The sequence below is a fragment of the Kosakonia cowanii JCM 10956 = DSM 18146 genome (genome assembly GCF_001975225.1).
Classification (GTDB): Bacteria; Pseudomonadota; Gammaproteobacteria; order Enterobacterales; family Enterobacteriaceae; genus Kosakonia; species Kosakonia cowanii.
Genome location: NZ_CP019447.1, coordinates 39,705 through 64,602, shown reverse-complemented (window position 1 = coordinate 64,602; position 24,898 = coordinate 39,705). Strand labels below are relative to the sequence as shown.

22 protein-coding genes and 4 tRNA genes are annotated in these 24,898 nt (G+C 57.5%); 21 read left to right on the top strand and 5 right to left on the bottom strand.

The window, feature by feature from the left end:
* Positions 1-3: 3 nt before the first annotated feature.
* The 13 genes from wecB (at position 4) to BWI95_RS22820 (ending at position 10,844) form a co-directional block, all read left to right on the top strand.
* Positions 4-1,134: a non-hydrolyzing UDP-N-acetylglucosamine 2-epimerase gene (gene wecB, locus BWI95_RS22880; RefSeq protein WP_076770430.1), complete on the top strand. Its 1,131-nt coding sequence runs from the start codon at positions 4-6 to the stop codon at positions 1,132-1,134.
* The gene (gene wecC, locus BWI95_RS22875) at positions 1,131-2,393 is read left to right on the top strand and encodes a UDP-N-acetyl-D-mannosamine dehydrogenase (RefSeq protein WP_076770429.1); all 1,263 of its coding nucleotides are present in this window, start codon (positions 1,131-1,133) and stop codon (positions 2,391-2,393) included. Before wecB ends, wecC begins: the two co-directional genes overlap by 4 nt.
* Before the next feature lie 9 nt (positions 2,394-2,402).
* Entirely contained in the window at positions 2,403-3,080 is a 678-nt protein-coding gene (gene rffC / locus BWI95_RS22870) for a dTDP-4-amino-4,6-dideoxy-D-galactose acyltransferase (protein ID WP_076770428.1), read from the top strand.
* A 4-nt stretch (positions 3,081-3,084) separates the two neighbouring features.
* A complete protein-coding gene (gene rffA / locus BWI95_RS22865; protein WP_054803679.1) occupies positions 3,085-4,215 on the top strand; it encodes a dTDP-4-amino-4,6-dideoxygalactose transaminase in 1,131 nt (376 codons plus the stop codon).
* A 1-nt stretch (position 4,216) separates the two neighbouring features.
* Entirely contained in the window at positions 4,217-5,467 is a 1,251-nt protein-coding gene (wzxE, locus tag BWI95_RS22860) for a lipid III flippase WzxE (protein WP_076770427.1), read from the top strand.
* Entirely contained in the window at positions 5,464-6,543 is a 1,080-nt protein-coding gene (locus BWI95_RS22855; protein WP_076770426.1) for a TDP-N-acetylfucosamine:lipid II N-acetylfucosaminyltransferase, read from the top strand. The genes wzxE and BWI95_RS22855 overlap by 4 nt, the downstream gene beginning before the upstream one ends.
* Positions 6,540-7,892, top strand: coding sequence for an ECA oligosaccharide polymerase (wzyE, locus tag BWI95_RS22850; protein WP_054803678.1), 1,353 nt, complete (start codon positions 6,540-6,542; stop codon positions 7,890-7,892). The genes BWI95_RS22855 and wzyE overlap by 4 nt, the downstream gene beginning before the upstream one ends.
* 11 nt (positions 7,893-7,903) lie before the next feature.
* The gene (gene wecG / locus BWI95_RS22845) at positions 7,904-8,644 is read left to right on the top strand and encodes a lipopolysaccharide N-acetylmannosaminouronosyltransferase (RefSeq protein ID WP_076770425.1); all 741 of its coding nucleotides are present in this window, start codon (positions 7,904-7,906) and stop codon (positions 8,642-8,644) included.
* A gap of 256 nt (positions 8,645-8,900) precedes the next feature.
* The gene (thrP, locus tag BWI95_RS22840; protein WP_023479594.1) at positions 8,901-10,286 is read left to right on the top strand and encodes a bifunctional threonine/serine APC transporter ThrP; all 1,386 of its coding nucleotides are present in this window, start codon (positions 8,901-8,903) and stop codon (positions 10,284-10,286) included.
* A gap of 103 nt (positions 10,287-10,389) precedes the next feature.
* Positions 10,390-10,466: transfer RNA gene (locus BWI95_RS22835), tRNA-Arg, on the top strand.
* A gap of 69 nt (positions 10,467-10,535) precedes the next feature.
* Positions 10,536-10,611 (top strand) — tRNA-His (locus BWI95_RS22830).
* 30 nt (positions 10,612-10,641) lie between these two features.
* Positions 10,642-10,728, top strand: a tRNA-Leu gene (locus BWI95_RS22825).
* A 39-nt stretch (positions 10,729-10,767) separates the two neighbouring features.
* Positions 10,768-10,844, top strand: a tRNA-Pro gene (locus BWI95_RS22820).
* 574 nt (positions 10,845-11,418) lie between these two features.
* On the opposite strand, the gene hemY is transcribed toward BWI95_RS22820, so the two are convergent.
* The 4 genes from hemY to hemC are packed head-to-tail and all read right to left on the bottom strand — an operon-like array spanning position 11,419 to position 15,481.
* Complete coding sequence (gene hemY, locus BWI95_RS22815; RefSeq protein ID WP_042713026.1) at positions 11,419-12,615, bottom strand: protoheme IX biogenesis protein HemY; 1,197 nt, start codon at positions 12,613-12,615, stop codon at positions 11,419-11,421.
* Between the two features lie 2 nt (positions 12,616-12,617).
* Positions 12,618-13,781 (bottom strand): uroporphyrinogen-III C-methyltransferase, encoded by a 1,164-nt coding sequence (gene hemX / locus BWI95_RS22810; RefSeq protein ID WP_054803677.1) that lies wholly within the window; start codon positions 13,779-13,781, stop codon positions 12,618-12,620.
* Between the two features lie 21 nt (positions 13,782-13,802).
* The gene (gene hemD / locus BWI95_RS22805; protein ID WP_076770424.1) at positions 13,803-14,543 is read right to left on the bottom strand and encodes a uroporphyrinogen-III synthase; all 741 of its coding nucleotides are present in this window, start codon (positions 14,541-14,543) and stop codon (positions 13,803-13,805) included.
* The gene (hemC, locus tag BWI95_RS22800) at positions 14,540-15,481 is read right to left on the bottom strand and encodes a hydroxymethylbilane synthase (RefSeq protein ID WP_054803676.1); all 942 of its coding nucleotides are present in this window, start codon (positions 15,479-15,481) and stop codon (positions 14,540-14,542) included. The genes hemD and hemC overlap by 4 nt, the downstream gene beginning before the upstream one ends.
* 359 nt (positions 15,482-15,840) lie before the next feature.
* On the opposite strand from hemC, the gene cyaA reads away from it, so the two are divergent.
* Positions 15,841-18,384, top strand: a complete 2,544-nt coding sequence (cyaA, locus tag BWI95_RS22795; RefSeq protein ID WP_023479540.1) for a class I adenylate cyclase — start codon at positions 15,841-15,843, stop codon at positions 18,382-18,384.
* Positions 18,385-18,415: 31 nt separating this feature from the next.
* Here cyaA and cyaY read toward each other — a convergent pair whose 3' ends face one another.
* Positions 18,416-18,736, bottom strand: coding sequence for an iron donor protein CyaY (gene cyaY, locus BWI95_RS22790; RefSeq protein WP_023479612.1), 321 nt, complete (start codon positions 18,734-18,736; stop codon positions 18,416-18,418).
* 136 nt (positions 18,737-18,872) lie between these two features.
* On the opposite strand from cyaY, the gene lptM reads away from it, so the two are divergent.
* The 7 genes from lptM (at position 18,873) to ysgD (ending at position 24,759) form a co-directional block, all read left to right on the top strand.
* The gene (gene lptM, locus BWI95_RS22785) at positions 18,873-19,076 is read left to right on the top strand and encodes an LPS translocon maturation chaperone LptM (protein WP_042714296.1); all 204 of its coding nucleotides are present in this window, start codon (positions 18,873-18,875) and stop codon (positions 19,074-19,076) included.
* Positions 19,077-19,112: 36 nt separating this feature from the next.
* Positions 19,113-19,937: a diaminopimelate epimerase gene (dapF, locus tag BWI95_RS22780; RefSeq protein WP_023479551.1), complete on the top strand. Its 825-nt coding sequence runs from the start codon at positions 19,113-19,115 to the stop codon at positions 19,935-19,937.
* A complete protein-coding gene (locus BWI95_RS22775) occupies positions 19,934-20,641 on the top strand; it encodes a DUF484 domain-containing protein (RefSeq protein ID WP_076770423.1) in 708 nt (235 codons plus the stop codon). Before dapF ends, BWI95_RS22775 begins: the two co-directional genes overlap by 4 nt.
* Positions 20,638-21,540, top strand: coding sequence for a tyrosine recombinase XerC (xerC, locus tag BWI95_RS22770; protein WP_054803675.1), 903 nt, complete (start codon positions 20,638-20,640; stop codon positions 21,538-21,540). The genes BWI95_RS22775 and xerC overlap by 4 nt, the downstream gene beginning before the upstream one ends.
* Entirely contained in the window at positions 21,540-22,256 is a 717-nt protein-coding gene (gene yigB, locus BWI95_RS22765) for a 5-amino-6-(5-phospho-D-ribitylamino)uracil phosphatase YigB (protein WP_054803674.1), read from the top strand. The genes xerC and yigB overlap by 1 nt, the downstream gene beginning before the upstream one ends.
* A gap of 135 nt (positions 22,257-22,391) precedes the next feature.
* The gene (gene uvrD / locus BWI95_RS22760; protein ID WP_042714303.1) at positions 22,392-24,554 is read left to right on the top strand and encodes a DNA helicase II; all 2,163 of its coding nucleotides are present in this window, start codon (positions 22,392-22,394) and stop codon (positions 24,552-24,554) included.
* Between the two features lie 148 nt (positions 24,555-24,702).
* On the top strand, positions 24,703-24,759 hold the full coding sequence (gene ysgD, locus BWI95_RS24095; protein WP_353656052.1) for a YsgD/CorL family protein: 57 nt from the start codon (positions 24,703-24,705) through the stop codon (positions 24,757-24,759).
* The last annotated feature ends 139 nt before the right edge of the window (positions 24,760-24,898 follow it).

Genomic DNA, 24,898 nt, shown 5'->3' with positions numbered 1-24,898 from the left:
GTTGTGAAAGTACTGACCGTATTCGGCACGCGACCAGAAGCCATAAAAATGGCACCGCTGGTTCATGCGCTGGCAAAGGATCCTGACTTTGAGGCAAGAGTTTGCGTCACTGCACAGCATCGGGAGATGCTCGATCAGGTGCTGAACCTCTTCTCTATCGTCCCGGATTACGATCTAAATATTATGCGTCCCGGGCAGGGGCTAACCGAAATTACCTGCGGTATTTTGCAGGGATTAAAACCCATTCTTGAAGCGTTCCGCCCGGATGTCGTGTTGGTTCACGGCGATACCACTACCACCATTGCTGCAAGCCTCGCCGCGTTTTATCAACGCATACCCGTAGGGCATGTGGAGGCAGGTCTGCGTACCGGCGATCTGTCATCACCCTGGCCGGAAGAGGCTAACCGCACGCTTACGGGTCATCTGGCGATGTACCACTTCGCGCCGACGGAGAACTCCCGGCACAATTTACGCCGGGAAAACGTCGACGATGAGCGCATTTTTGTTACCGGCAATACGGTGATTGATGCGCTCTTCTGGGTACGCGATAGCGTGATGAACAACCCCGCGCAATATGAGGCGCTGGCAGCCCGCTACCCTTTCCTTGATGCACAGAAAAAACTGGTGCTGGTAACCGGCCACCGCCGGGAGAGCTTCGGCCAGGGCTTCGAACAGATTTGTCACGCGCTGGCGGATATTGCTGCCCAGAATGATGATGTCCAGATTGTCTATCCCGTGCACCTCAATCCTAATGTCAGCGAGCCGGTAAACCGCACTCTCGGGCCGGTTGAGAACGTTTTTTTGATTGAGCCGCAGGATTATTTACCCTTCATGTGGTTGATGAACCACGCCTGGCTGATCCTGACGGACTCCGGCGGCATTCAGGAGGAGGCGCCTTCACTGGGTAAACCGGTGCTGGTGATGCGTGACACGACCGAGCGGCCAGAGGCCGTCGATGCCGGAACCGTAAAACTGGTAGGCACCGATCGCCAGCGCATCGTCGATGAGGTCACGCTCCTGCTTAATGACAATGAAGCATGGCAGACCATGAGCCGCGCGCACAACCCTTACGGGGATGGGCAGGCTTGTGGCCGAATTTTGCACGCACTTAAACACAATCAGGTAACACTATGAGCTTTACAACCATTTCCGTGATTGGCCTCGGCTACATTGGCCTGCCTACCGCAGCGGCTTTTGCCTCCCGGCAGAAGCAGGTCGTAGGGGTGGACATCAACGCGCGTGCGGTGGAGACCATTAACCGTGGCGAGATCCACATCGTTGAGCCGGAACTGGATAGCGTAGTAAAAGCGGCGGTGGAGGGCGGTTACCTGCGCGCCAGCACCACGCCTGTTGCGGCAGACGCCTACCTGATTGCGGTGCCAACACCGTTTAAGGGCGATCACGAGCCGGATATGGCCTACGTTGAAGCGGCTGCAAAATCCATTGCACCCGCGCTGCATAAAGGCGCGCTAGTGATCCTCGAATCCACCTCACCGGTTGGCGCGACGGAGCAGATGGCGCAGTGGCTCGCCGAGGCGCGCCCGGATCTCACCTTCCCTCAGCAGGCTGGCGAGCAGGCGGACGTGAATATCGCCTACTGCCCGGAGCGCGTGCTGCCGGGGCAGGTGATGGTCGAACTGATTAAAAATGACCGCGTGATTGGCGGCATGACACCCAAGTGTTCTGCCCGCGCCAGCGAGCTTTATAAAATCTTCCTTGAAGGCGAGTGCGTAGTGACTAACGCCCGCACTGCCGAGATGTGCAAGCTGACAGAAAACAGCTTCCGCGACGTTAACATCGCTTTTGCCAACGAACTGTCGCTGATTTGTGCCGATCAGGGGATCAACGTCTGGGAGCTGATCCGCCTGGCGAATCGCCATCCGCGCGTCAATATTCTGCAGCCCGGCCCTGGCGTCGGCGGCCACTGTATCGCGGTCGATCCGTGGTTTATCGTGGCGCAGAACCCCGATCAGGCAAGGCTTATCCGTACCGCGCGTGAAGTGAACGATCACAAACCGCACTGGGTGCTGAACCAGGTGAAAGCCACCGTCGCCGATTGCCTCACTGCGAGCGGCAAGCGCGCCAGCGAGGTTAAAATCGCCTGCTTCGGGCTGGCGTTTAAACCGAACATTGACGATCTACGTGAAAGCCCGGCGATGGAGATCGCGCATGACATCGCCCAGTGGCACAACGGCCAGACGCTGGTCGTCGAACCGAATATCGACACGCTGCCGGAGAAAATGGCCGGGCACAGCACGCTGGTCAACACCCAGGATGCGCTGGCGCAGGCCGATGTGCTGGTGATGCTGGTCGACCATAAGCAGTTTAAAGCGGTCGATGCCGCCACCATTTCGCAGCCGTGGATCGTCGATACCAAAGGCGTCTGGCGCTAAGGATTTAGCATGGCGGTGCATGGCACGATAGATGAGCTGGTATGGGAAAGCGCTTTTTTTGGTCTGCGCAGCGCGATTATTCGTCTGAATCCTTCCGCACCCGCGCTTACTGGCGCAGATTTTGCACAGTGGGAACGCCTGCAGGTGAAATTGCCCGCCGCGCAAACCCATCAGCTTGATGCCCTGCAACAGCTGGGTTTTCAACTGGTCGAAGGTGAGATCGATTTGCGACTGCCGGTTGCCGCACAGGGTATCGATCCGGTCGCCACTGTGGCAGATGAAAGCGATATTCCCGCGCTTCGTCAGATGGCGGCAGAGATGTTTGTCCAGAGCCGCTTTCGCGCGCCCTGGTATGCGCCTGAGGCGAGCGGTCGTTTCTACGCGCAGTGGATTGAAAACGCGGTAAAGGGTCTTTTCGACCACCAGTGTCTGATTTTCCGCGCGCAGGAGGATGCCATCAGCGGTTTTGTCTCTCTTCGCCAGCTTAATGAGCACGAGGCGCGTATTGGCCTGCTGGGCGGACGCGGTATGGGCGAGAAATTGATGCAGGCGGCGTGCCAGTGGGCGCGAGCGCGGCAGTTAACGCACGTGCGTGTGGCGACCCAGCTTGGGAATACTGCCGCACTTAAACGATATATTCAGAGCGGCGCGAACGTAGAAAGCACCGCCTTATGGCTATACAGGTAACGCTATGATCCCTTTCAATGCACCACCGGTAGTAGGAACGGAAATTGACTACATGCAGTCGGCAATGGGCAGCGGGAAATTATGCGGCGACGGCGGTTTTACCCGCCGCTGCCAGCAGTGGATGGAGCAGCGTTTTCGCAGCGCCAAAGTCCTGCTGACGCCTTCATGCACCGCATCGCTGGAGATGGCCGCGCTGCTGCTGGATATCCAGCCTGGCGATGAAGTGATTATGCCGAGCTACACCTTCGTCTCCACCGCCAACGCCTTTGTGCTGCGTGGGGCGAAGATCGTCTTCGTTGATATCCGCCCGGATACGATGAACATCGATGAGACGCGGATTGAAGCGGCGATCACCGATAAGACGCGCGCGATTGTGCCGGTGCATTATGCGGGCGTTGCCTGTGAAATGGACACCATCATGGCGATCGCGCAAAAGCATAAGCTGTTGGTGGTGGAAGATGCCGCGCAGGGCGTGATGTCGACCTACAAAGGACGGGCATTAGGCACCATCGGCCATATTGGCTGCTTCAGTTTTCACGAAACCAAAAACTACACTGCGGGCGGTGAAGGCGGCGCGACGCTAATTAACGATCGCGCGCTGGTTGAACGCGCAGAGGTGATTCGCGAAAAGGGCACCAATCGCAGCCAGTTCTTCCGCGGGCAGGTGGATAAGTACACCTGGCGTGATATCGGCTCCAGCTATTTGATGGCCGATTTGCAGGCCGCCTACCTGTGGGCACAGCTGGAGTCAGCCGAGCGCATTAACCAGCAGCGGCTGGCCTTGTGGCAAAACTACTATGATGCGCTCTCCCCGCTGGCAAAAACCGGGCGCATTGAACTGCCCTCGATTCCGGCAGAGTGTAGCCACAATGCGCACATGTTTTATATTAAGCTGCGCGACGAAGCGGATCGCAGCAAGCTGATTGCCTTCCTGAAGGAAGCGGAGATTATGGCGGTGTTCCACTATATCCCGCTGCACGCCTCGCCAGCCGGCGAGAAGTTCGGTACCTTCCACGGCGAAGACCGCTATACCACGCAAGAGAGTGAGCGGTTGCTTCGCCTGCCGCTCTTCTACAACCTGGCGTCGGTCAATCAGCGGACGGTGATCAGCACGCTTCTGAGCTACTTCAGCTGATATGTCGCTGGCAAAAGCATCGCTCTGGACTGCCGCAAGCACGCTGGTCAAAATCGGCGCGGGACTGCTGGTGGTTAAACTGCTGGCGATGGCGTTCGGGCCATCCGGCGTCGGACAGGCGGGTAACTTTCGCCAGCTGATTACCGTGCTTGGCGTGCTGGCGGGCGCGGGGATTTTTAATGGCGTCACGAAGTTTGTGGCGCAGTCTCATGACGATCCCGCGCGTCTGCGCGTGGTTGTCGGTACCTCCTCGGCGATGGTGCTCGGCTTCTCAACCCTGCTGGCGCTGCTGTTCCTGCTCGCTGCCGCGCCCATCAGCCAGGGGCTGTTTGGTCATACCCACTATCAGGGGCTTGTGCGCTTAGTCGCGTTGGTGCAGATGGGCATCGCCTGGGCCAACCTGTTGCTGGCGGTAATGAAGGGGTTCCGCGATGCGGCGGGGAATGCGCTGTCGCTGATTATCGGCAGCCTCATTGGCGTGCTGGCCTGGTATCTCTGTTACCGCATTGGCGGCTATCAGGGTGCGCTGCTGGGGCTGGCACTGGTGCCTGCGCTGGTGGTTATCCCGGCGATGGCGATGCTGCTGAGAAGCAAAGCGATACCGCTGCGTTTCTTTAGGCCGCAGTGGGATCGTGTGCTGGCAGGTCAGCTGGGTAAATTTACCCTGATGGCGCTCATCACCTCATTTACGATGCCGCTGGCTTACGTGATGATGCGAAACCAGCTTGCTGCCCACTACAGCTGGGATGATGTGGGGATCTGGCAGGGTGTAAGCACGATATCGGATGCTTACCTGCAGTTTATTACCGCCTCGTTTAGCGTCTATCTGTTACCGACATTGTCGCGACTGGTGACGAAGCAGGAGATCTCGCGTGAAATCGGCAGGTCACTGCGCTTTGTTCTTCCCGCCGTGGCGGCGGTGAGCCTCGGCGTCTGGCTGCTGCGCGATGTGGCGATCTGGCTGCTCTTTTCTGAGAAGTTTATCGCCATGCGCGATCTCTTCGCCTGGCAGCTGGTCGGGGATGTATTGAAAGTGGGGGCTTACGTCTTTGGCTATTTAGTCATCGCGAAGGCCTCGCTGCGATTCTATATACTGGCTGAAATAAGCCAGTTTGCGCTGCTGACGCTCTTCGCGCGCTGGCTTATTCCGGCGCACGGCGCGGCGGGCGCAGCGCAGGCCTATATGGCCACCTACATTATCTATTTCGCTGTTTGTTGCGGCGTTTTTTTGATTTGGCGTAAAAAGGCATGACTGCACTGATTCACATACTGGGATCGGATATCCCACACCATAACCAAACTGTGCTGCGCTTCTTTAACGACCATCTTGCGGCATCGGGAGAGTATGCCCGCGAGTTTATGGTTGTCGGGCGTGACGAGTCGCAGCGGGCGCACTATCCTGCGCTGACGCTGCATTTTTATCCCGACAAAAAGAGTCTGGCAAAAGCGGTCATCGCGCGGGCGAAAGCGCAACGTCAGCAGCGCTTCTTCTTCCACGGTCAGTTTAATTTCGATCTCTGGCTGGCACTGCTGCAAGGGGCTATCAAGCGCGAGCAGTTCTACTGGCACGCCTGGGGCGCCGATCTGTATGAAGTCTCCCGCAGCCTGAAATTCCGTCTCTTTTATCCGCTGCGCCGTTTAGCGCAGCGTCGCGTAGGCTGCATCTTTGCGACCCGCGGCGATCTGGCGTGGTTTGCCGAACGTAACCCTAAAGTGCCTGGTGAACTGCTCTATTTCCCAACGCGTATGGATCCGGCGCTGAACAACATGGCGGATGAGCGCCCGCAGACGGGCAAGCTGACGATTCTGGTCGGCAACTCCGGCGATGCGAGTAATGAGCATATTGCCGCTTTGCAGGCGATCCACCGTCAGTTTGGCGATACGGTCAATATCATTGTGCCGATGGGCTATCCGGCGAATAACGATGCTTATATCGCCGCAGTACGCAGCGCCGGGCTGACGCTTTTCAGTGCTGACAACCTGCGCATCCTCGATGAGAAAATGGATTTTGATGCCTATCTCGGGCTGCTCGCGCAGTGCGATCTGGGCTATTTCATTTTTGCACGCCAGCAGGGGATCGGTACGATGTGCCTGCTGATCCAGGCGGGCGTGCCCTGTGTGCTGAACAGGGAAAACCCCTTCTGGCGCGATATGGTGGCGGAAGGCATTCCCGTTCTCTTTACCGGCGATGCGCTGGATGAGGCGGTGATCCGCGAGGCCCGCCGCCAGCTGTTAGCGGTGGATAAAAACGCTATCGCTTTTTTCAGCCCACATTACGAAACGCTGTGGCACAAAGCGCTCCTTAACGCTGCGGGGATCAACGGATGAGCCCACTCGAATTTTGCGGACTGTTTGTTATCTGGCTGTTGGCGACGCTGTTTATCGGCACGCTCACCTGGTTCGAATTTCGCCGCGTACGTTTTAACTTTAACGTCTTCTTCTCGCTGCTTTTTTTGCTGACCTTCTTCTTCGGTTTTCCGCTGACCAGCGTGCTGGTGTTCCGCTTCAACGTCGGCGTTGCGCCGCCCGATATCCTGATGCAGACGCTGCTGGCGGCGGCCTGCTTCTATGGCATCTACTATGTGACCTATAAAACGCGGCTGCGCGCTTCGTCTTCTCTTACGCCGCGGCGTCCGCTCTTTACCATTAACCGGGTAGAGGCGCATCTGACGTGGGTGATCCTGATGGTCATCGCGCTGGTGAGCGTTGGCATCTTCTTTATGCACAACGGGTTTTTACTCTTCCGTCTGCACTCCTATAGCCAGATTTTCTCCAGCGAAGTCTCCGGCGTAGCGCTGAAGCGCTTCTTCTATTTCTTTATTCCGGCGATGCTGGTGGTCTACTTCCTGCGGCAGAATGCCCAGACCTGGCTCTTCTTTTTGGTCAGCACCGTGGCGTTTGGCCTGCTGACCTACATGATTGTTGGCGGTACGCGCGCCAATATCATCATTGCCTTCGCTATCTTCCTGTTTATCGGCATTATTCGTGGCTGGATCTCGTTGTGGATGCTGGCGGCGGCGGGCGTGCTCGGCATTGTCGGCATGTTCTGGCTGGCGCTGAAACGCTACGGGCTGGATGTGCGCGGTGATGAAGCGTTTTACACCTTCCTCTATCTGACGCGCGATACCTTCTCGCCGTGGGAAAACCTCGCTTTGCTGCTGCAAAACTACGACAAGATTGAGTTTCAGGGGCTGGCGCCAATTGTGCGCGATTTCTATGTCTTTATCCCCACCTGGCTGTGGCCATCGCGCCCGGGTGTTGTGCTTAACACCGCGAACTACTTTACCTGGGAAGTGCTGAATAACCACTCAGGGCTGGCCATTTCACCGACGCTGATTGGCTCCTTAGTGGTGATGGGCGGCGCGTGGTTTATTCCGCTGGGCGCGGCAGCGGTGGGGCTTATCATCAAATGGTTCGACTGGGTTTATGCCCTGGGCAACCGGGAAACGAACCGCTACAAGGCGGCGATCCTGCACAGCTTCTGCTTCGGGGCGATCTTCAACATGATTGTGCTGGCGCGTGAAGGGCTGGATGCGTTCGCCTCTCGTGTGGTCTTCTTCCTCGCCGTTTTCGCTTTCTGCCTGCTGGCGGCGAAACTGCTGTACTGGCTATTCGATAGCGCCGGGTTGATACAGCGTCGCGGTACGCGCGCGGTCAAACCGCTCTCCCAGTTGTAAAAGGATCAAACATGACGGATAAGACGGCGGCACCGCTGTATGACCTTCGCGGCCTGAAGTTGATTGGCTGGCGTGATATGCCCCACGCGCTGGATCATCTTTTCGGTGACGGGCGCGTAGAGCAGGGCACGCTGGTGGCAATCAATGCCGAAAAGATGCTGACGCTGGAAGATGATGCCGAGGTTCGCGCCCTGATTGAGGCGGCGGAGTTTAAATATGCCGATGGCATCAGCGTTGTGCGCTCAATACGCAAAAAGTTTCCGCAGGCGCAGGTCTCCCGCGTGGCGGGTGCCGATTTGTGGGAAGCGTTAATGGCGCGGGCAGGGGAGACGGGCACGCCGGTCTTCCTGGTGGGCGGTAAGCCGGACGTGCTGGCGCAGACCGTGCAGAAACTGCGTGACCAGTGGCAGGTGAATGTTGTGGGTTGCCAGGATGGCTACTTCAAACCCGAGCAGCGCGAGGCGCTGTTTGCAGCCATTCGTGACAGCGGGGCGAAGATCGTCACTGTCGCAATGGGCTCGCCGCGGCAGGAGATTTTTATGCGTGACTGCCGCCTTGTCTGTCCGGATGCGCTCTATATGGGCGTCGGCGGCACCTACGATGTCTTTACCGGACATGTTAAGCGCGCACCGAAATTCTGGCAGAACCTCGGCCTTGAGTGGCTATACCGCTTGCTGTCGCAGCCTTCGCGCCTGAAGCGCCAGCTCCGTCTGCTGCGTTATTTACGCTGGCACTACAGCGGAAAACTCTGAACCCCTCCGGCGGCGCAATGCGCTGCCTTTCCCTCTCCTGCTGCTCTTTTATTGTGCGCTACCAGGATTTTTTATACACATCGTTTGCCATTTCCGTCGATTTAAGAAACCATTCGCTCTCTCATTGCAGCGCCGCGCTGATTTTGCGCCCTCCCTTTCGCGGGGCGGAGCAGTATCGCCTGCGATGAGATGAGGGAAACTCATAACAATAACCCGCGATGCGGGCGAAGCAAGAAGCAAATACAACAGAGGATTTATGGCCGAAAAACAACCCGAACTTCAGCGTGGGCTGGAGTCTCGTCACATTGAATTAATTGCCCTTGGCGGCACCATCGGCGTTGGCCTGTTTATGGGCGCTGCCAGCACCCTGAAGTGGGCTGGCCCGTCAGTTCTGCTGGCCTATATCATTGCCGGACTTTTCGTCTTCTTTATTATGCGTTCGATGGGCGAAATGCTCTTCCTTGAACCGGTCGCCGGGTCGTTCGCCGTCTACGCTCATCGTTACATGAGCCCCTTCTTTGGTTATCTCACCGCCTGGTCCTACTGGTTTATGTGGATGGCGGTGGGGATTTCGGAAATCACCGCCATTGGCGTCTATGTCCAGTTCTGGTTCCCGGATCTCGCCCAGTGGATACCGGCACTGATTGCCGTTGGGCTGGTGGCGCTGGCGAACCTTGCGGCGGTGCGCCTGTATGGCGAGATTGAGTTCTGGTTTGCGATGATCAAAGTTACCACCATCATCGTGATGATCATCGTGGGCCTGGGCGTGATTTTCTTCGGCTTTGGCAATGGCGGTCACTCCATCGGCTTTAGCAATCTTACCGAGCACGGCGGCTTCTTCGCCGGCGGCTGGAAAGGGTTCCTCACCGCGCTCTGTATTGTTGTCGCCTCGTATCAGGGCGTTGAGCTGATCGGTATTACCGCGGGTGAAGCGAAAAACCCGCAGGTGACGCTGCGCAGTGCGGTAAGCAAGGTGCTGTGGCGCATCCTGATTTTCTATGTCGGCGCAATCTTCGTTATCGTCACCATCTTCCCGTGGAATGAAATTGGTACTAACGGTAGCCCGTTCGTCCTGACCTTCGCGAAAATCGGTATTACCGCGGCGGCAGGCATCATCAACTTTGTTGTGCTGACTGCGGCGCTCTCCGGCTGTAACAGCGGCATGTACAGCTGTGGCCGTATGCTCTATGCGCTGGCGAAGAACCGCCAGTTACCGGCAGCGGTTGCCAAAGTCTCGAAAAACGGCGTGCCGGCGGTGGGCGTGACTATCTCGATTATCATCCTGCTCATCGGTTCATGCCTGAACTACATCATTCCTAACCCGCAGCGCGTGTTTGTCTATGTCTATAGCGCCAGCGTGCTGCCGGGCATGGTGCCGTGGTTCGTGATCCTGATTAGCCAGCTGCGTTTTCGCAAGGTTCACAAAGAGGCGATTGCCAGCCATCCGTTCCGTTCGATGCTGTTCCCATGGGCGAACTGGCTTACCATGGCCTTCCTCGTCTGCGTGCTGATTGGCATGGGATTCAATGAAGACACCCGTATGTCGCTGTTTGTCGGCGTGATCTTCCTGGCTGCCGTGACGCTGGTATATAAGCTATTTGGCTTCGATCGCCGTGCGGCAACGCCTCGGGTGGGTGAATAAGAGACAAAGTGCGCAAAGCATAACCAAACGCGCATTTTTCTTCAAAAAAGCACTAGACAGCTGCCCCCGAAGTCCGTACTATCCACCCCCGCAACGGCGCTACGCGCCCGTAGCTCAGCTGGATAGAGCGCTGCCCTCCGGAGGCAGAGGTCTCAGGTTCGAATCCTGTCGGGCGCGCCATTTTAACCCGGCGCTTGAGCTGCGGTGGTTCGTGAATTATCACGATACCGCGTGAACAGATTTACAGTGGTGGCTATAGCTCAGTTGGTAGAGCCCTGGATTGTGATTCCAGTTGTCGTGGGTTCGAGTCCCATTAGCCACCCCATTATTTAGCAGTAAAAAGTTTCGTGGCGATGCGAAGGTGGCGGAATTGGTAGACGCGCTAGCTTCAGGTGTTAGTGTCCTTACGGACGTGGGGGTTCAAGTCCCCCCCCTCGCACCACAACTTTGATTGAACAAAAAAGTCAAAAAGCAGTAAAAACGGCGAGTAGCGCAGCTTGGTAGCGCAACTGGTTTGGGACCAGTGGGTCGGAGGTTCGAATCCTCTCTCGCCGACCAATTTTGAACCCCGCGTAAGCGGGGTTTTTTGTTTTCTGCGGTTCAGGTTTTCCTCATTTTCCTCTGTTGTTCTTCAGCGACATTCTTATCTCGTGTTGTCGCCTATCAGCTACACGTAACCTTTTGATTAAAATAGCTTTACCTAAAATGGCGTAGATATGTCGTCCCACAGCGACAGATTGCGTCTGCGGCGAGGCGTGGCAAGGGACGCTTTTACCGCCAGCTGCCTAAATATAGAGGTTTCTTAAAAGGTTGCGTGATGTAACATTTCTTAATGCGGGGTTGGCACGCTATGTGCAATAATACTGGCGTAGATGCTCATTCCATCTCTTATGTTCGCCTTCTGGCCTCATAAACCCAGGAATGACGCAGAGCCGTTTTATGGTGCTTATCGTCCACCGAGAGATGTCGCTTCGGCCTCATCAAACACCATGGGCATAACGTTGAGTGAAGCACCCATTAGTTGTCAAAGACCTGTTTTAACGCCTGTCAGTGTATGCTGACAGGCGTTTTTTTATGGCGGGACAAATGAAGCTTCGCGCGACAGAGCAGCTCTGTAACGCGAAGAGAAGGGCTAAGCAGGCGGGTTGTTTTGCAGCGTTAACAGCAGGCCGTCGCGACGCATCGTTGCGGCCTCTTCAGGCTGGCGCAGGCGGTCGAGACAGTCTGCGAGCCAGGCGTAATCAAACGCATCCGGGCGCTGTTTCAGCGCAGCGCGGAATGCAATCGTCGCTTCTTGCCACTCACCATGTTTCATCAGCGACTGACCGAGCGTGCTCCACAGCAGCGGGCGATCGCCCTGCGTTTTGATCTGCTGGCGCAGCACTTTTTCAACCTGTTCCGGGTTATTGGTCTTCAGACGGGGGATCACCAGCACCAGACGATCGTCATACTGCCGCTTCAGGCCGTCGAGGATGATCTCCTGCGCGGTGTCATGATCGTCACACTCAATTAAGTGCTCCGCCATTGCCACCTGCAACGCCACCTGGTGACGCGTTTTACGGCTCTGATTCTTCCACCAGCCCTTCAGACCATCGCTGCCCTGATCGGCGCGCGCCTGATCCATAATGCCGATCCACGCCTGCTGTTGCAGCATGTCGCGGTGCTCTTCATCGCCAACGTTAGCTTTCGCCATCGAAGGAATGATGTCGAGCAGCGACGTCCACGCACCGGTGCGAATATAGGCCTGTTCCGCCAGACGCAGCACTTCCGGATGGCGTGGCGCGATCTCCAACAGTTTATCGACGCCGTGACGCGCAGCATGATTCTCATTGCGCGCCAGTTGCAGACGAACGCGGGTGATCTCGACCGGGATCGGGTCATTCTCTGCCAGCTCGGCGGCACGCTGAAGGTGCTGGTTAGCACGCATTTCATCGCCGCGCTGCTGGGCGGCTTCCGCTGCCAGCAGATAGTTAACCAGCGGTTGTTCCGCGTGATCGGCATTTTTCGACATCAGCTTCTCAACCTGCTGATAATCGCCTTCCGCCAGCTTCAGCAACGCCTGTTCTGTCTGCTTGCGCGCGCGACGACGCTTACGGCCCATAAACCAGCCGCGGGTATGCGCGCCGGTACGGAAGATCCGACGCAGCAGCCACTCCAGTGCAAAGAAGACCACCAGCGTCAGCACCAGCATGATCGCCAGACCCGTGACGCTGGTTTCAATGTTGTAGTTATCGGTCTGGATCAGCACATAACCCTGATGCCCGGCGAGCATCGGGCCAAGCACGATTCCGGCGAGAAGCAGTGCAAAGAGCAATAATACTTTCAGCATGATTATTCTCCCTGCGCTGCATCGGCGGGCGCGGCGGGCGCCTGTTCAGACGGCACAGCGGGCTGCGCGAGCAGGTTGCGCACGCGGGTCTGCATCAATTTTTCCAGAATCGGCTGACTCTGGAGCGATTCAGGCAGCTCCATGGCGATAGATTGCTGGCCGAGCTTATCCACCTCTTCGAGAAACGCTTTGGTGGCCGCATCGTCCGTATCGTAGTAGGCGCGAACCCACGTCGACACGTTATCCAGCGCCTGTTTGTAGGTCTCTTCCTGATGACGCGGAACGGCCTGCGCCGCAACCAGCAGGCGCGAGCGGATGTTCTCACGCAGATAGACATCCTGATTCGGCGCTAACAGCGGCACGGCGGTCTCATCGCGGCGGCGAATGGTAATAAAGCTGTCCATAAAGTTGCGCCAGCTTTTTTGCAGGTTAACGCGCCACTCGCTGATGGAGCTTGAGAGCTCGCCGCTGTCAGAATCCATCGGCGAATCGTCGTCGTTATTGTCGGCGAGTCGCAGGTTATCGATCTGGTTGGAGAGCTGGTTCAGCTTGAGAATGGCCCCGTCATAATCGACCTGCGTCACGGAGGAGAGGCTGGCGATATCGTCGGTAATGGCACGACGCGCAGTAATCAGGCTCGGATCGTTCATATCCGCAAGGCTGGCGTCAGCGCTTTTCAGCAGCGCGGCCGCGGTGGTGACATCCTGATCGCTCCACAGCTTACGGCCCGCCAGTTTGACGAGGAAATCAGCCTGCGCCAGCTGCCAGGTTTTGGCATCGGAGCCGGAGATGGTCGCGACTTTCTGCTGAACTTCATCAAGCTGCTTCGCCAGCGCTTCGCTTTGGCGTTTTTCTGCCGCCAGCGCATCAGCCTGCTGTTTAATCATCCCTTCCAGCTCAGTACGCTGCTTATCCTGCGTCTGTTGTAGCGCGATCAGTTGGTCGGCGATTTCGCCATTGCTGGTCTGCAGGGTTTTATTTTGATGCTTCACCCAGCCATAAAGCCCGGCGCCCGATGCCAGCGCAATAGCGATGGCGATCGCGCTTAGCGCGAGGCTGGTCCTGTTAGCGCGTCTCTTCTTCTCTGCTTTCTCCGGCGGCGGCGTTACGCCGTCAGCCGCTTTGGTCTCTTCAACCACGGCGGAGGAGTTTTCGTGTTCCGTCATTATGGCTTCCCATTATGAGAGTTATTGTAATGCGCGAAGCAGCGCATCGTTGTCGGCATTGTCAGCGACCTGAATCTCTTGCCAGCCCAGTTCCCGGGCAAGGTTCGCCAGACGTTCGCTTACCACCACCAGGCGGCAGCGAAGTAACCAGTTCTCCCGATACCAGGGAGGAATAAGTGAAAAAAGCTGCTGCAGCATTTCGCCGCTGGTGACCACCAGCGTTGAGACACCCCGCGTATGCCAGCGCATCGCTTCTTCTGCACCGTCATAAAATTTTGCACTGCGTTGATAACACTCGCAAAATTCAACATTCGCGCCGCGCTCAGTTAACGTTTCCGCCAACAGTTCGCGCCCGCCGTTGCCCCGTAAGATTAGCGCATGCTTGCCCTGAACATCTTGCAATTCAGGTAATTGTAGCAACACTTCGCTGATTTCCCGGTCGTGAGGGTAGCGCACATCAATGCCGCTTACCGTATGTAGTGCGAGCGCGGTGGTACGCCCGATAGCAAACCAGGCCGGTTCCGTTGGGAAGGAGAGGCCAGCCTGCTGCAAATGGGCATGCGCGAAGGAGACAGCGTGCTGTGACAGCACAAACGCGAGGTCATTCGCGCCGAGCCTGGCAAGCAGCCCAGGTAATAAAGGCAGCTCACGACCCGGCGTGAATTCAATCAACGGAAAGCTCCAGGCCACCAAACCCAGTGTGCGCAGTCGGCTCACTAACTCTTCCCCGGAGGGAGAGGGACGGGTGACCAGGATACTCATGCGGGGGCTTCTCCGTTGTAAATATCAGCAAGAATGGCGCGCGCGCCGTTATCCAGCAGCTCTTCTGCCAGCGAGATGCCCATCTTTAGCGCATCTTCCGGTTGGCCGCGACGCTCGCCGCGTATCATCGTCGAACCATCCGGCGCGCCAACCAGCCCGCGCAACCAGAGTTCGCCGTTAATCAATTCAGCATAGCTGCCGATTGGCACCTGGCAGCCGCCTTCAAGACGGGTGTTCATCGCCCGCTCGGCTTTAACGCGGATTGCGGTCTCATCATGATTCAGCGGCTGCAGCAGCGCACGGGTACGCGCATCGTCAAGACGGCACTCAACGCCCACCGCGCCCTGGCCTACGGCCGGGAGTGAGATTTCCGGCGGCAGCGCCCAGCGTACACGATCGCTAAGGCCCAGGCGGTTAAGACCGGCGACGGCGAGGATAATCGCATCGTATTCGCCGTTATCGAGCTTGCTCAGGCGGGTGCCAACGTTGCCGCGCAGCGAGCGGATCACCAGATCGGGGCGCAGCGCAGCCAACTGACACTGGCGGCGTAAACTGGAGGTGCCGACAATACTGCCAGCGGGCAGTTCGTCCAGAGACTTATAACGGTTAGAGACAAAGGCGTCGCGCGGATCGTCGCGTTCGCAAATCGTCACCAGACCGAGTCCATCGGGAAAGTCGACCGGGACATCTTTCATTGAGTGCACAGCGATATCGGCGTGATTGTCGAGCAGCGCCCGTTCAAGCTCTTTCACGAACAGACCTTTACCGCCCACTTTCGCCAGCGGCGTGTCGAGGATCACATCGCCGCGCGTCACCATCGGCACCAGCTCAACGGCTAACCCCGGATGGCTCGCTTCAAGGCGCGCCTTTACATAATGTGCCTGCCAGAGCGCAAGCGGGCTTTGCCGTGTGGCAATTCTTAAAACATTGTCTACCATGCTTGATACCGTCAATTTCGTCCGTTGACCATCCTAACACTGTTGCATTAGGGTGTCAGTGTTCACGGTCGATTGCGGGTCTCGCGCCGCGCAACAGGCGCAGCGCGGGATGTAATTCGGAATTTACAGAGTGCGTTTAATGCTAAACTGGTTTGTAGCGCATCTTTCTTTACGGTCAATGAGCAAGGTGTTAGATTGATCACGTTTTAGACCATTTTTTCGTCTGTCCTCCCATAACGATAACGACGAAAAAAGGGCAACGGCTACTTTTGGATTTTCTGTCTACGCACCCCTTTTCAAGCTGCGGCCTACAAAACATCAGCATGAAGGTGTGTGTGTAAAACATCAGGCGATATGTCTTGTACCTCTATATTGAGACGCTGAAACAGCGACTGGATGCCATTAATCAACTGCGTGTGGATCGCGCGCTTGCTGCCATGGGCCCTGCTTTTCAGCAGGTTTACAGTCTGCTGCCGACATTACTGCACTATCACCATCCGCTGATGCCTGGCTACCTTGACGGTAACGTTCCCAATGGCATTTGCCTCTACACGCCTGATGAAAACCAACTCCACTACCTGAACGAACTTGAGCTGAACCGTGGCCTGCCTGCGCAGGATGCGCCGACCGGCGAGCTGCCGATCACCGGCGTCTACTCCATGGGCAGCACCTCTTCGGTTGGGCAGAGCTGCTCTTCCGATCTTGATATCTGGGTCTGCCACCAATCCTGGCTCGATAACGACGAGCGCCAGCTGTTACAGCGTAAATGCAGCCTGCTGGAGAGCTGGGCCGCCTCCCTTGGCGTGGAAGTGAGCTTCTTCCTGATTGATGAGAACCGCTTCCGCCATAATGAAAGCGGCAGCCTCGGCGGCGAAGATTGCGGCTCAACGCAGCACATTTTACTGCTCGATGAGTTCTACCGCACCGCCGTGCGTCTGGCAGGTAAACGTATTCTGTGGAATATGGTGCCTGGCGACGAAGAGGAGAATTACGACGATTACGTCATGACGCTCTACGCGCAGGGCGTGCTGACCCCGAACGAGTGGCTCGATCTGGGCGGCTTAAGCTCGCTCTCGGCGGAAGAGTATTTTGGTGCCAGCCTGTGGCAGCTCTATAAGAGCATCGACTCGCCTTATAAAGCGGTGCTGAAAACCCTGCTGCTCGAAGCCTACTCCTGGGAATATCCGAATACCCGCCTGCTGGCGAAAGATATCAAACAGCGCCTGCACGACGGCGAGATCGTCTCTTTCGGTCTCGATCACTACTGCATGATGCTTGAGCGCGTCACGCACTATCTGGAAGCGATTGAGGATCCGACGCGTCTTGACCTGGTGCGTCGATGTTTCTACTTAAAAGTGTGTGAAAAACTGAGCCGCGAACGCGCCTGCGTCGGCTGGCGTCGCGAAGTGATCACGCAGTTAGTGAAAGAGTGGGGCTGGGACGAAGCGCGCCTCGCAATGCTCGATAACCGCGCCAACTGGAAAATCGATCAGGTGCGCGAAGCGCACAATGAGCTGCTTGATGCGATGATGCAGAGCTACCGTAACCTGATCCGCTTTGCCCGCCGTAATAACCTGAGCGTCTCCGCCAGCCCGCAGGATATCGGGGTCTTAACCCGTAAACTCTACGCGGCGTTTGAAGCGCTGCCGGGCAAAGTGACGCTGGTGAACCCGCAGATTTCACCGGATCTCTCCGAACCGAATTTAACCTTTATTCATGTGCCGCCGGGCCGCGCCAACCGTACCGGTTGGTATCTCTACAACCGCGCGCCGAACATGGACTCCATCGTCAGCCATCAGCCGCTGGAGTATAACCGCTACCTGAATAAGCTGGTCGCCTGGGCGTGGTTCAATGGCCTGCTGACGTCGCGCACGCGCCTGTTTATTAAGGGCAATGGCATTGTCGATCTGCCGAAGCTGCAGGAGATGGTTGCTGATGTCTCGCACCACTTCCCGCTGCGCCTGCCTGCGCCAACGCCGAAAGCGCTCTATAGCCCGTGCGAAATCCGCCATCTGGCGATTATCGTCAACCTGGAGTACGACCCGACAGCGGCGTTCCGTAACCAGGTGGTGCACTTTGATTTCCGTAAGCTTGATGTCTTCAGCTTCGGCGAGCAGCAAAACTGCCTCGTTGGCAGTGTCGATCTGCTCTATCGCAACTCGTGGAACGAAGTGCGTACCCTGCACTTCAACGGCGAGCAGGCGATGATTGAAGCTTTGAAAACCATTCTCGGGAAAATGCACCAGGATGCCGCGCCGCCGGACAGCGTCGAAGTCTTCTGTTACAGCCAGCATCTGCGTGGCCTGATCCGCACCCGCGTGCAGCAGCTGGTCTCTGAATGTATTGAACTGCGCCTCTCGACGACGCGTCACGAAACCGGGCGCTTTAAAGCGCTGCGCGTGGCGGGGCAAACCTGGGGCCTGTTCTTCGAGCGCGTGAACGTTTCGGTGCAGAAGCTGGAAAACGCTATCGAGTTTTACGGTGCCATTTCCCACAACAAGCTGCATGGTTTGTCGGTGCAGGTGGAGACCAACCACGTCGAATTACCGGCGGTGGTAGATGGTTTTGCCAGCGAAGGGATTATTCAGTTCTTCTTTGAAGAGGCGGGGGAAGAGGGCTTTAACATCTATATTCTGGATGAGAGCAACCGCGCCGAAGTGTATCACCACTGTGAAGGCAGCAAAGAGGAGCTGGTGCGCGACGTAAGCCGCTTCTTCTCCTCATCCCACGATCGTTTTACCTACGGCTCAAGCTTTATAAACTTTAACCTGCCGCAGTTCTACCAGATTGTGAATGTTGAAGGGCGCGCGCAGGTGATCCCGTTCCGCAACCAGGCGATCAGCACCGCATCGCCGGCCAATCAGGATAACGCCGCACCGCTGTTGCAGCAGTATTTCTCCTGATATTGCTGCCCGGTCTCCCGGGCAGCGCGTCTTAGCGGAAAGTGACGCTTTCGCCTGCTTGCTGGCTTGCCGCCTGCTCCAGCAGATCCCAGAAGGTTTCGCCGCTGCGATCGCAGACCCACTCATCCCCTTTGAGATTGAAATGGTAACCGCCCTGTTTTGTCGCCAGCCACACCTGGTGCAGCGGCTCCTGACGGTTAATGATGATTTTACTGCCGTTTTCAAAGCTGAGGGTTAATACGCCGCCATTGATCTCACAGTCGATATCGCTATCGCCGTCCCACTCATCCAGGCGTTCTTCGATGGTGAGCCACAGGCCGTCGGCGAGGCGATGAAATTCTGAATCGTTCATTCTGCTTTCCTGTTTTTTATGATGGCCGCAGTATAACGCGAAACATTTCCCGTTGCCCTAAACGTGCAAACTCTTGCTTTTGTGTCTTCTCCTGCGATGATAGAGCGCAGTAAGAATGAACTCACAGGCAACGATAATGAAAGATCTGTTTCGCACGCTGGCCGTAGTGCTGACTCTGTTCAGCCTGACGGGCTGTGGTCTGAAAGGGCCGCTCTACTTCCCTCCGGCCGATAAAACCGCGCCGCCGCCAACCAAAACGCAGGAGAGCACGATCCAGCCTACTATTCCAAATAGTAACGATCGGGGCGATACCGGCTCGCCGACCCAGGTGAATTATTGACGTTACCGCTCTGTACCCGCGTAAATGGAGTAGATAATGCAGTTCTCAAAGATGCATGGCCTTGGCAACGATTTTATGGTCGTCGACGCGGTGACGCAGAATCTCTTTTTCTCCCCGGAGTTGATCCGTCGTCTGGCGGATCGCCATCTTGGCGTAGGCTTCGATCAGCTGCTGGTGGTTGAGCCTCCTTACGATCCAGAACTCGATTTTCACTACCGTATTTTTAACGCTGACGGCAGCGAAGTGTCGCAGTGCGGCAACGGCGCGCGCTGTTTCGCCCGTTTTGTGCGCCTGAAAGGTTTGACCAATAAACGTGACATTCGCGTCAGTACGGCGAACGGGCGTATGGTATTGAGCGTAACGGAAGATGAGCTGGTGCGCGTCAATATGGGCGAACCGAACTTCGAACCGTCGCAGGTGCCGTTTCGCGCGAACAAAGCGGAGAAGACCTATATTATGCGCGCGGCGGAACAAACCGTGCTCTGCGGCGTCGTATCGATGGGCAACCCGCACTGTGTTATCCAGGTCGATAGCGTGGAAAACGCGCCGGTAGAGACGCTGGGACCGGTGCTGGAGAGCCATGAGCGCTTTCCTGAACGCGCCAATATCGGCTTTATGCAGGTCGTCAAAACCGATCATATCCGCCTGCGCGTTTTCGAGCGCGGCGCAGGTGAAACGCAGGCGTGCGGAAGCGGTGCCTGCGCAGCCGTTGCCGTCGGCATTCAGCAAGGCTTGCTGGCGGAAAGCGTTCGTGTGGAGTTACCGGGCGGTCGACTTGATATCGCCTGGAAAGGCCCGGGCCAACCGCTGTACATGACTGGCCCGGCGGCACATGTCTATGACGGGTTTATTCATCTATGAAGCAACCAGGGGAAGAATTGCAGGAGACGCTGACGGAGCTGGAAGATCAGACCGTTGCCGACTATTTGGTGCGCCATCCTGACTTCTTTATCCGTAACGCGCGGCTGGTAGAACAGATGCGCGTGCCGCATGCGGTGCGCGACACGGTTTCTCTGGTGGAGTGGCATATGGCGCGCTCGCGCAACCACATCAACGCGCTGGAAGAGAACATGACGCTGCTGATGGAGCAGGCGAGCGCCAATGAAGGGCTCTTTTATCGCCTGCTGCGCCTGCAAAGCCGGCTGGCTTCCGCGCCAAGCCTGGATGAGATGCTGAGCCGCCTGCACCGCTGGGCGCGTGATTTAGGGCTGGCGGGCGCCACGGTGCGCCTCTTTCCGGATCGCTGGCGTCTCGGCGCGCCGTCGCGCTACACCCATCTCTCCCTCTCGCGTCAGGCGTTTGAGCCACTGCGCATTCAGCGCCTTGGCCACCAGCATCACTATCTGGGATCGCTCAACGGGCCGGAGCTGTTGCTGCTGTTGCCGGAGGCGAAAGCCATCGGATCAGTGGCGATGTCGCTGATGGGGCAAGATGGCTCGCTCGGCGTGGTGCTGTTCAGCAGCCGCGATCCGCACCATTATCAACATGGTCAGGGTACCCAGCTGCTGGAGGAGATCGCGCAGATGCTGCCGGATCTGCTTGAGCGCTGGATCGCGCGCGCATGACCGCTCCGCCGCTCTTTCCGCTCGTTACCCGCTTTTTGCGTTACCTCGGCGTTGAGCGCCAGCTCAGCCCGATCACCCTGCGTAACTATCAGCGCCAGCTGGACGCCATTATGGCGATGGCGGACGATCTCGGCCTCAAAAGCTGGCAACAGTGCGATGCTGCCACGGTGCGCTCGATTGCCACCCGCAGCCGCCGCAAAGGGCTGGGCGCGGCGAGTCTCGCGCTACGGCTCTCGGCACTGCGCAGCTTCTTCGACTGGCTGGTGAGTCAGGGCGAGCTGCCCGCCAACCCGGCGAAAGGGATCTCGGCGCCGAAAGCCGCGCGCCATCTGCCGAAAAATATCGATGTCGATGATGTAAACCGTCTGCTGGAGATCGACATTAACGATCCGCTGGCGGTGCGCGACCGCGCGATGCTGGAAGTGATGTACGGCGCGGGCCTGCGTCTGTCGGAACTGGTCAATCTCGATATCAAACACCTCGATCTGGAGAGCGGCGAAGTGTGGGTGCTCGGCAAGGGCAGCAAAGAGCGTCGCGTGCCGATAGGCCGCAATGCGGTGAGCTGGGTTGAGCACTGGCTCGATCTGCGCGAACTGTTTGGCGCGCAGGACGATGCGCTGTTCCTCTCAAAGCTCGGCAAGCGCATCTCGGCGCGCAATGTGCAGAAACGGTTTGCCGAATGGGGCATTAAGCAGGGGCTGAACAGCCATGTGCATCCGCATAAACTGCGCCACTCCTTTGCCACCCATATGCTGGAGTCGAGCGGCGATCTGCGCGGCGTGCAGGAGCTGCTTGGCCACGCCAATTTATCCACCACCCAGATCTATACCCATCTTGATTTTCAACACCTTGCTTCGGTCTACGATGCGGCGCATCCGCGCGCAAAACGGGGGAAATAATGCGTTTTTACCGCCCACCAGGCGAGATCTCGGCGATCACTTTCGACCTGGACGACACCCTTTATGACAACCGGCTGGTGATCCAGCGTACAGAGCAGGAGTCGCTGGCCTTTTTGCAGGGCTACAACCCGGCGCTCAGCACGCTGGAGAACAGCGAATTCAAACGCCTGCGCCAGGCGCTGCGCGAAACCGAGCCGGATATCTATCACGATGTCACCGAGTGGCGGCGACGCGCCGTTGAGCGCGCTATGCTCGATGCCGGGCTGACGGCAGCAGAGGCCGCGGCCGGTGCCGAAGCCGCCATGGCCAACTTTGCGCACTGGCGCAGCCGCATTGATGTCCCGGACGAGACCCACGACACGCTGGCGAAGCTGGCAGAAAAGTGGCCGCTGGTGGCGATCACTAACGGTAATGCGCAGCCGGAGCTATTCGGGCTCGGCGACTATTTCAAATTTGTTCTGCGTGCCGGGCCGGACGGGCGCTCAAAACCCTTCAGCGATATGTATCATCGCGCCGCTGAGCGTCTTGGCGTGCCCATTGGCAACATTTTGCACGTTGGCGACGATCTCACCACCGACGTTGCGGGCGCGATCCGCTGCGGCATGCAGGCCTGCTGGATCAAACCCGAGGGCGCAGATCTGCTGCAAGCCAGCGACAGCCGCCTGTTGCCGCATATGGAAATTTCGCGGTTGGCATCCCTCACTACGCTGATATAATCACCCATTGTTCTGTATAAAATACCAGGGTTTTGGTGGCGGGCGCGGCGCGAATACGCCCACGCAAACCGGACTCTGGTACGCGAAGCGCCACCGGCGTTTTGTTCAATTCCTGATGACTACGCGACGGTACCTATGGACGTTTCTTATCTGCTCGACAGCCTCAATGACAAACAGCGCGACGCCGTAGCGGCGACACGCAGCAATATGCTGGTGCTGGCGGGAGCGGGAAGCGGCAAGACGCGCGTGCTGGTGCACCGTATCGCATGGCTGATAACCGTAGAGAACTGCTCGCCCTTCTCGATTATGGCGGTCACCTTTACCAACAAAGCGGCGGCGGAGATGCGCCACCGTATCGGCCAGTTGATGGGCACCACCCAGGGCGGCATGTGGGTCGGCACCTTCCACGGGCTGGCGCACCGCCTGCTGCGCGCGCACCATATGGACGCGAAGCTGCCGCAGGATTTCCAGATCCTCGATAGCGAAGATCAGCTACGCCTGCTCAAGCGCCTGATCAAAGCGATGAACCTTGATGAGAAGCAGTGGCCAGCGCGCCAGGCGATGTACTACATCAACGGTCAAAAAGATGAGGGCATTCGCCCGCACCATATCCAAAGCTTCGGCAATCCGGTGGAGCAGACCTGGCAGAAGGTCTACCAGGCCTATCAGGAGGCGTGCGATCGCGCCGGGCTGGTCGATTTTGCTGAGCTGCTGCTGCGCGCCCACGAGCTGTGGCTGAACAAACCGCATATTCTGCAGCACTATCGCGAACGCTTTACCAATATCCTGGTGGATGAGTTCCAGGATACTAACAACATTCAGTACGCGTGGATCCGCCTGCTGGCGGGCGATACCGGCAAGGTGATGATTGTCGGCGACGATGACCAGTCGATCTACGGCTGGCGCGGCGCGCAGGTGGAGAACATCCAGCGCTTCCTCACCGATTTTCCCGGCGCGCAAACCATTCGCCTTGAGCAGAACTACCGCTCCACCAGCAATATTCTGAGCGCCGCCAACGCCCTGATTGAGAACAACAACGGGCGTCTGGGGAAAAAGCTGTGGACCGAAGGGACCGCCGGCGAGCCGATCTCCCTTTACTGCGCGTTTAACGAGCTGGATGAAGCGCGTTTCGTGGTTAATCGCATCAAAGCCTGGCAGGACAACGGCGGCCAGCTGACGCAGTGCGCCATCCTCTATCGCAGTAACGCCCAGTCGCGCGTGCTGGAAGAGGCGTTATTACAGACGAGCATGCCCTATCGCATCTATGGCGGCATGCGCTTCTTCGAACGTCAGGAGATTAAAGATGCGCTCGCTTATCTGCGCCTGATCGCTAACCGTAACGATGATGCCGCTTACGAGCGCGTGGTCAATACGCCAACGCGCGGCATTGGCGATCGCACTTTAGACGTCGTTCGCCAGACCTCCCGCGAGCGCCAGCTGACGCTGTGGCAGGCGACCCGCGAGCTGCTGCAAGAGAAAGCGCTGGCGGGCCGTGCGGCGGGCGCGTTGCAGCGTTTTCTTGAGCTAATCGACGCGCTGGCGCAGGAGACGGCGGATATGCCGCTGCATGTGCAGACCGACCGGGTGATCAGCGATTCCGGCCTGCGCGCGATGTACGAGCAGGAGAAGGGCGAAAAAGGCCAGACGCGAATTGAGAACTTAGAGGAGCTGGTCACCGCAACGCGACAGTTCAGCTACAACGAAGAAGATGAAGATTTAATGCCGCTGCAGGCGTTCCTCTCTCACGCGGCGCTGGAAGCGGGCGAAGGGCAGGCGGACACCTGGCAGGACGCGGTGCAGTTGATGACTTTGCACTCGGCGAAGGGGCTTGAGTTCCCGCAGGTGTTTATTGTCGGCATGGAAGAGGGGATGTTCCCGAGCCAGATGTCCCTTGACGAGGGCGGCCGTCTGGAAGAGGAGCGCCGTCTGGCCTATGTCGGCGTCACGCGCGCGATGCAAAAACTGACCTTAACCTACGCGGAAACGCGTCGGCTGTATGGTAAAGAGGTTTATCACCGTCCTTCGCGCTTTATCGGCGAGCTGCCGGAAGAGTGCGTTGAAGAGGTACGTTTGCGCGCCAGCATCAGCCGTCCGGTCAGCCATCAGCGGATGGGCACGCCGGTGGCGCAGAGCGATACGGGCTATAAGCTTGGTCAGCGCGTGCGCCACGCCAAATTTGGCGAAGGCACGGTGGTGAATATGGAAGGCAGCGGCGAGCACAGCCGCTTGCAGGTGGCGTTCCAGGGGCAGGGTATTAAGTGGTTAGTCGCCGCCTATGCGAAGCTCGAAACTGTGTAACCTTCAGAAAAATATCATCATTTTGTAATATTCTGCTAGCCTTATACGCTGAAGGGCAAATATTGCTCTTTAGCGTTTCGTTGCGTGTTGACGCCTCCTGAGTGCTGGCGTAACATGCGCGCACGATCACGCTAAGAGGACATTCGCCTTGGACACACCCAGTAGATGCTGGCTCAATTTCCTGGATTTCAGGAACAACTCCTAAGGCTTTCTCCTCACGCTGATGGCCTTAGTGGTTGTCGGCGACCCGCTTTATCCCCGTCGCGCTGAGTCAGACTGTTTAATGGTCTGAAACCCCAATTGTTTCTTGTGTGCCCTGCGAACTGTCCGATATTTTTTGCATT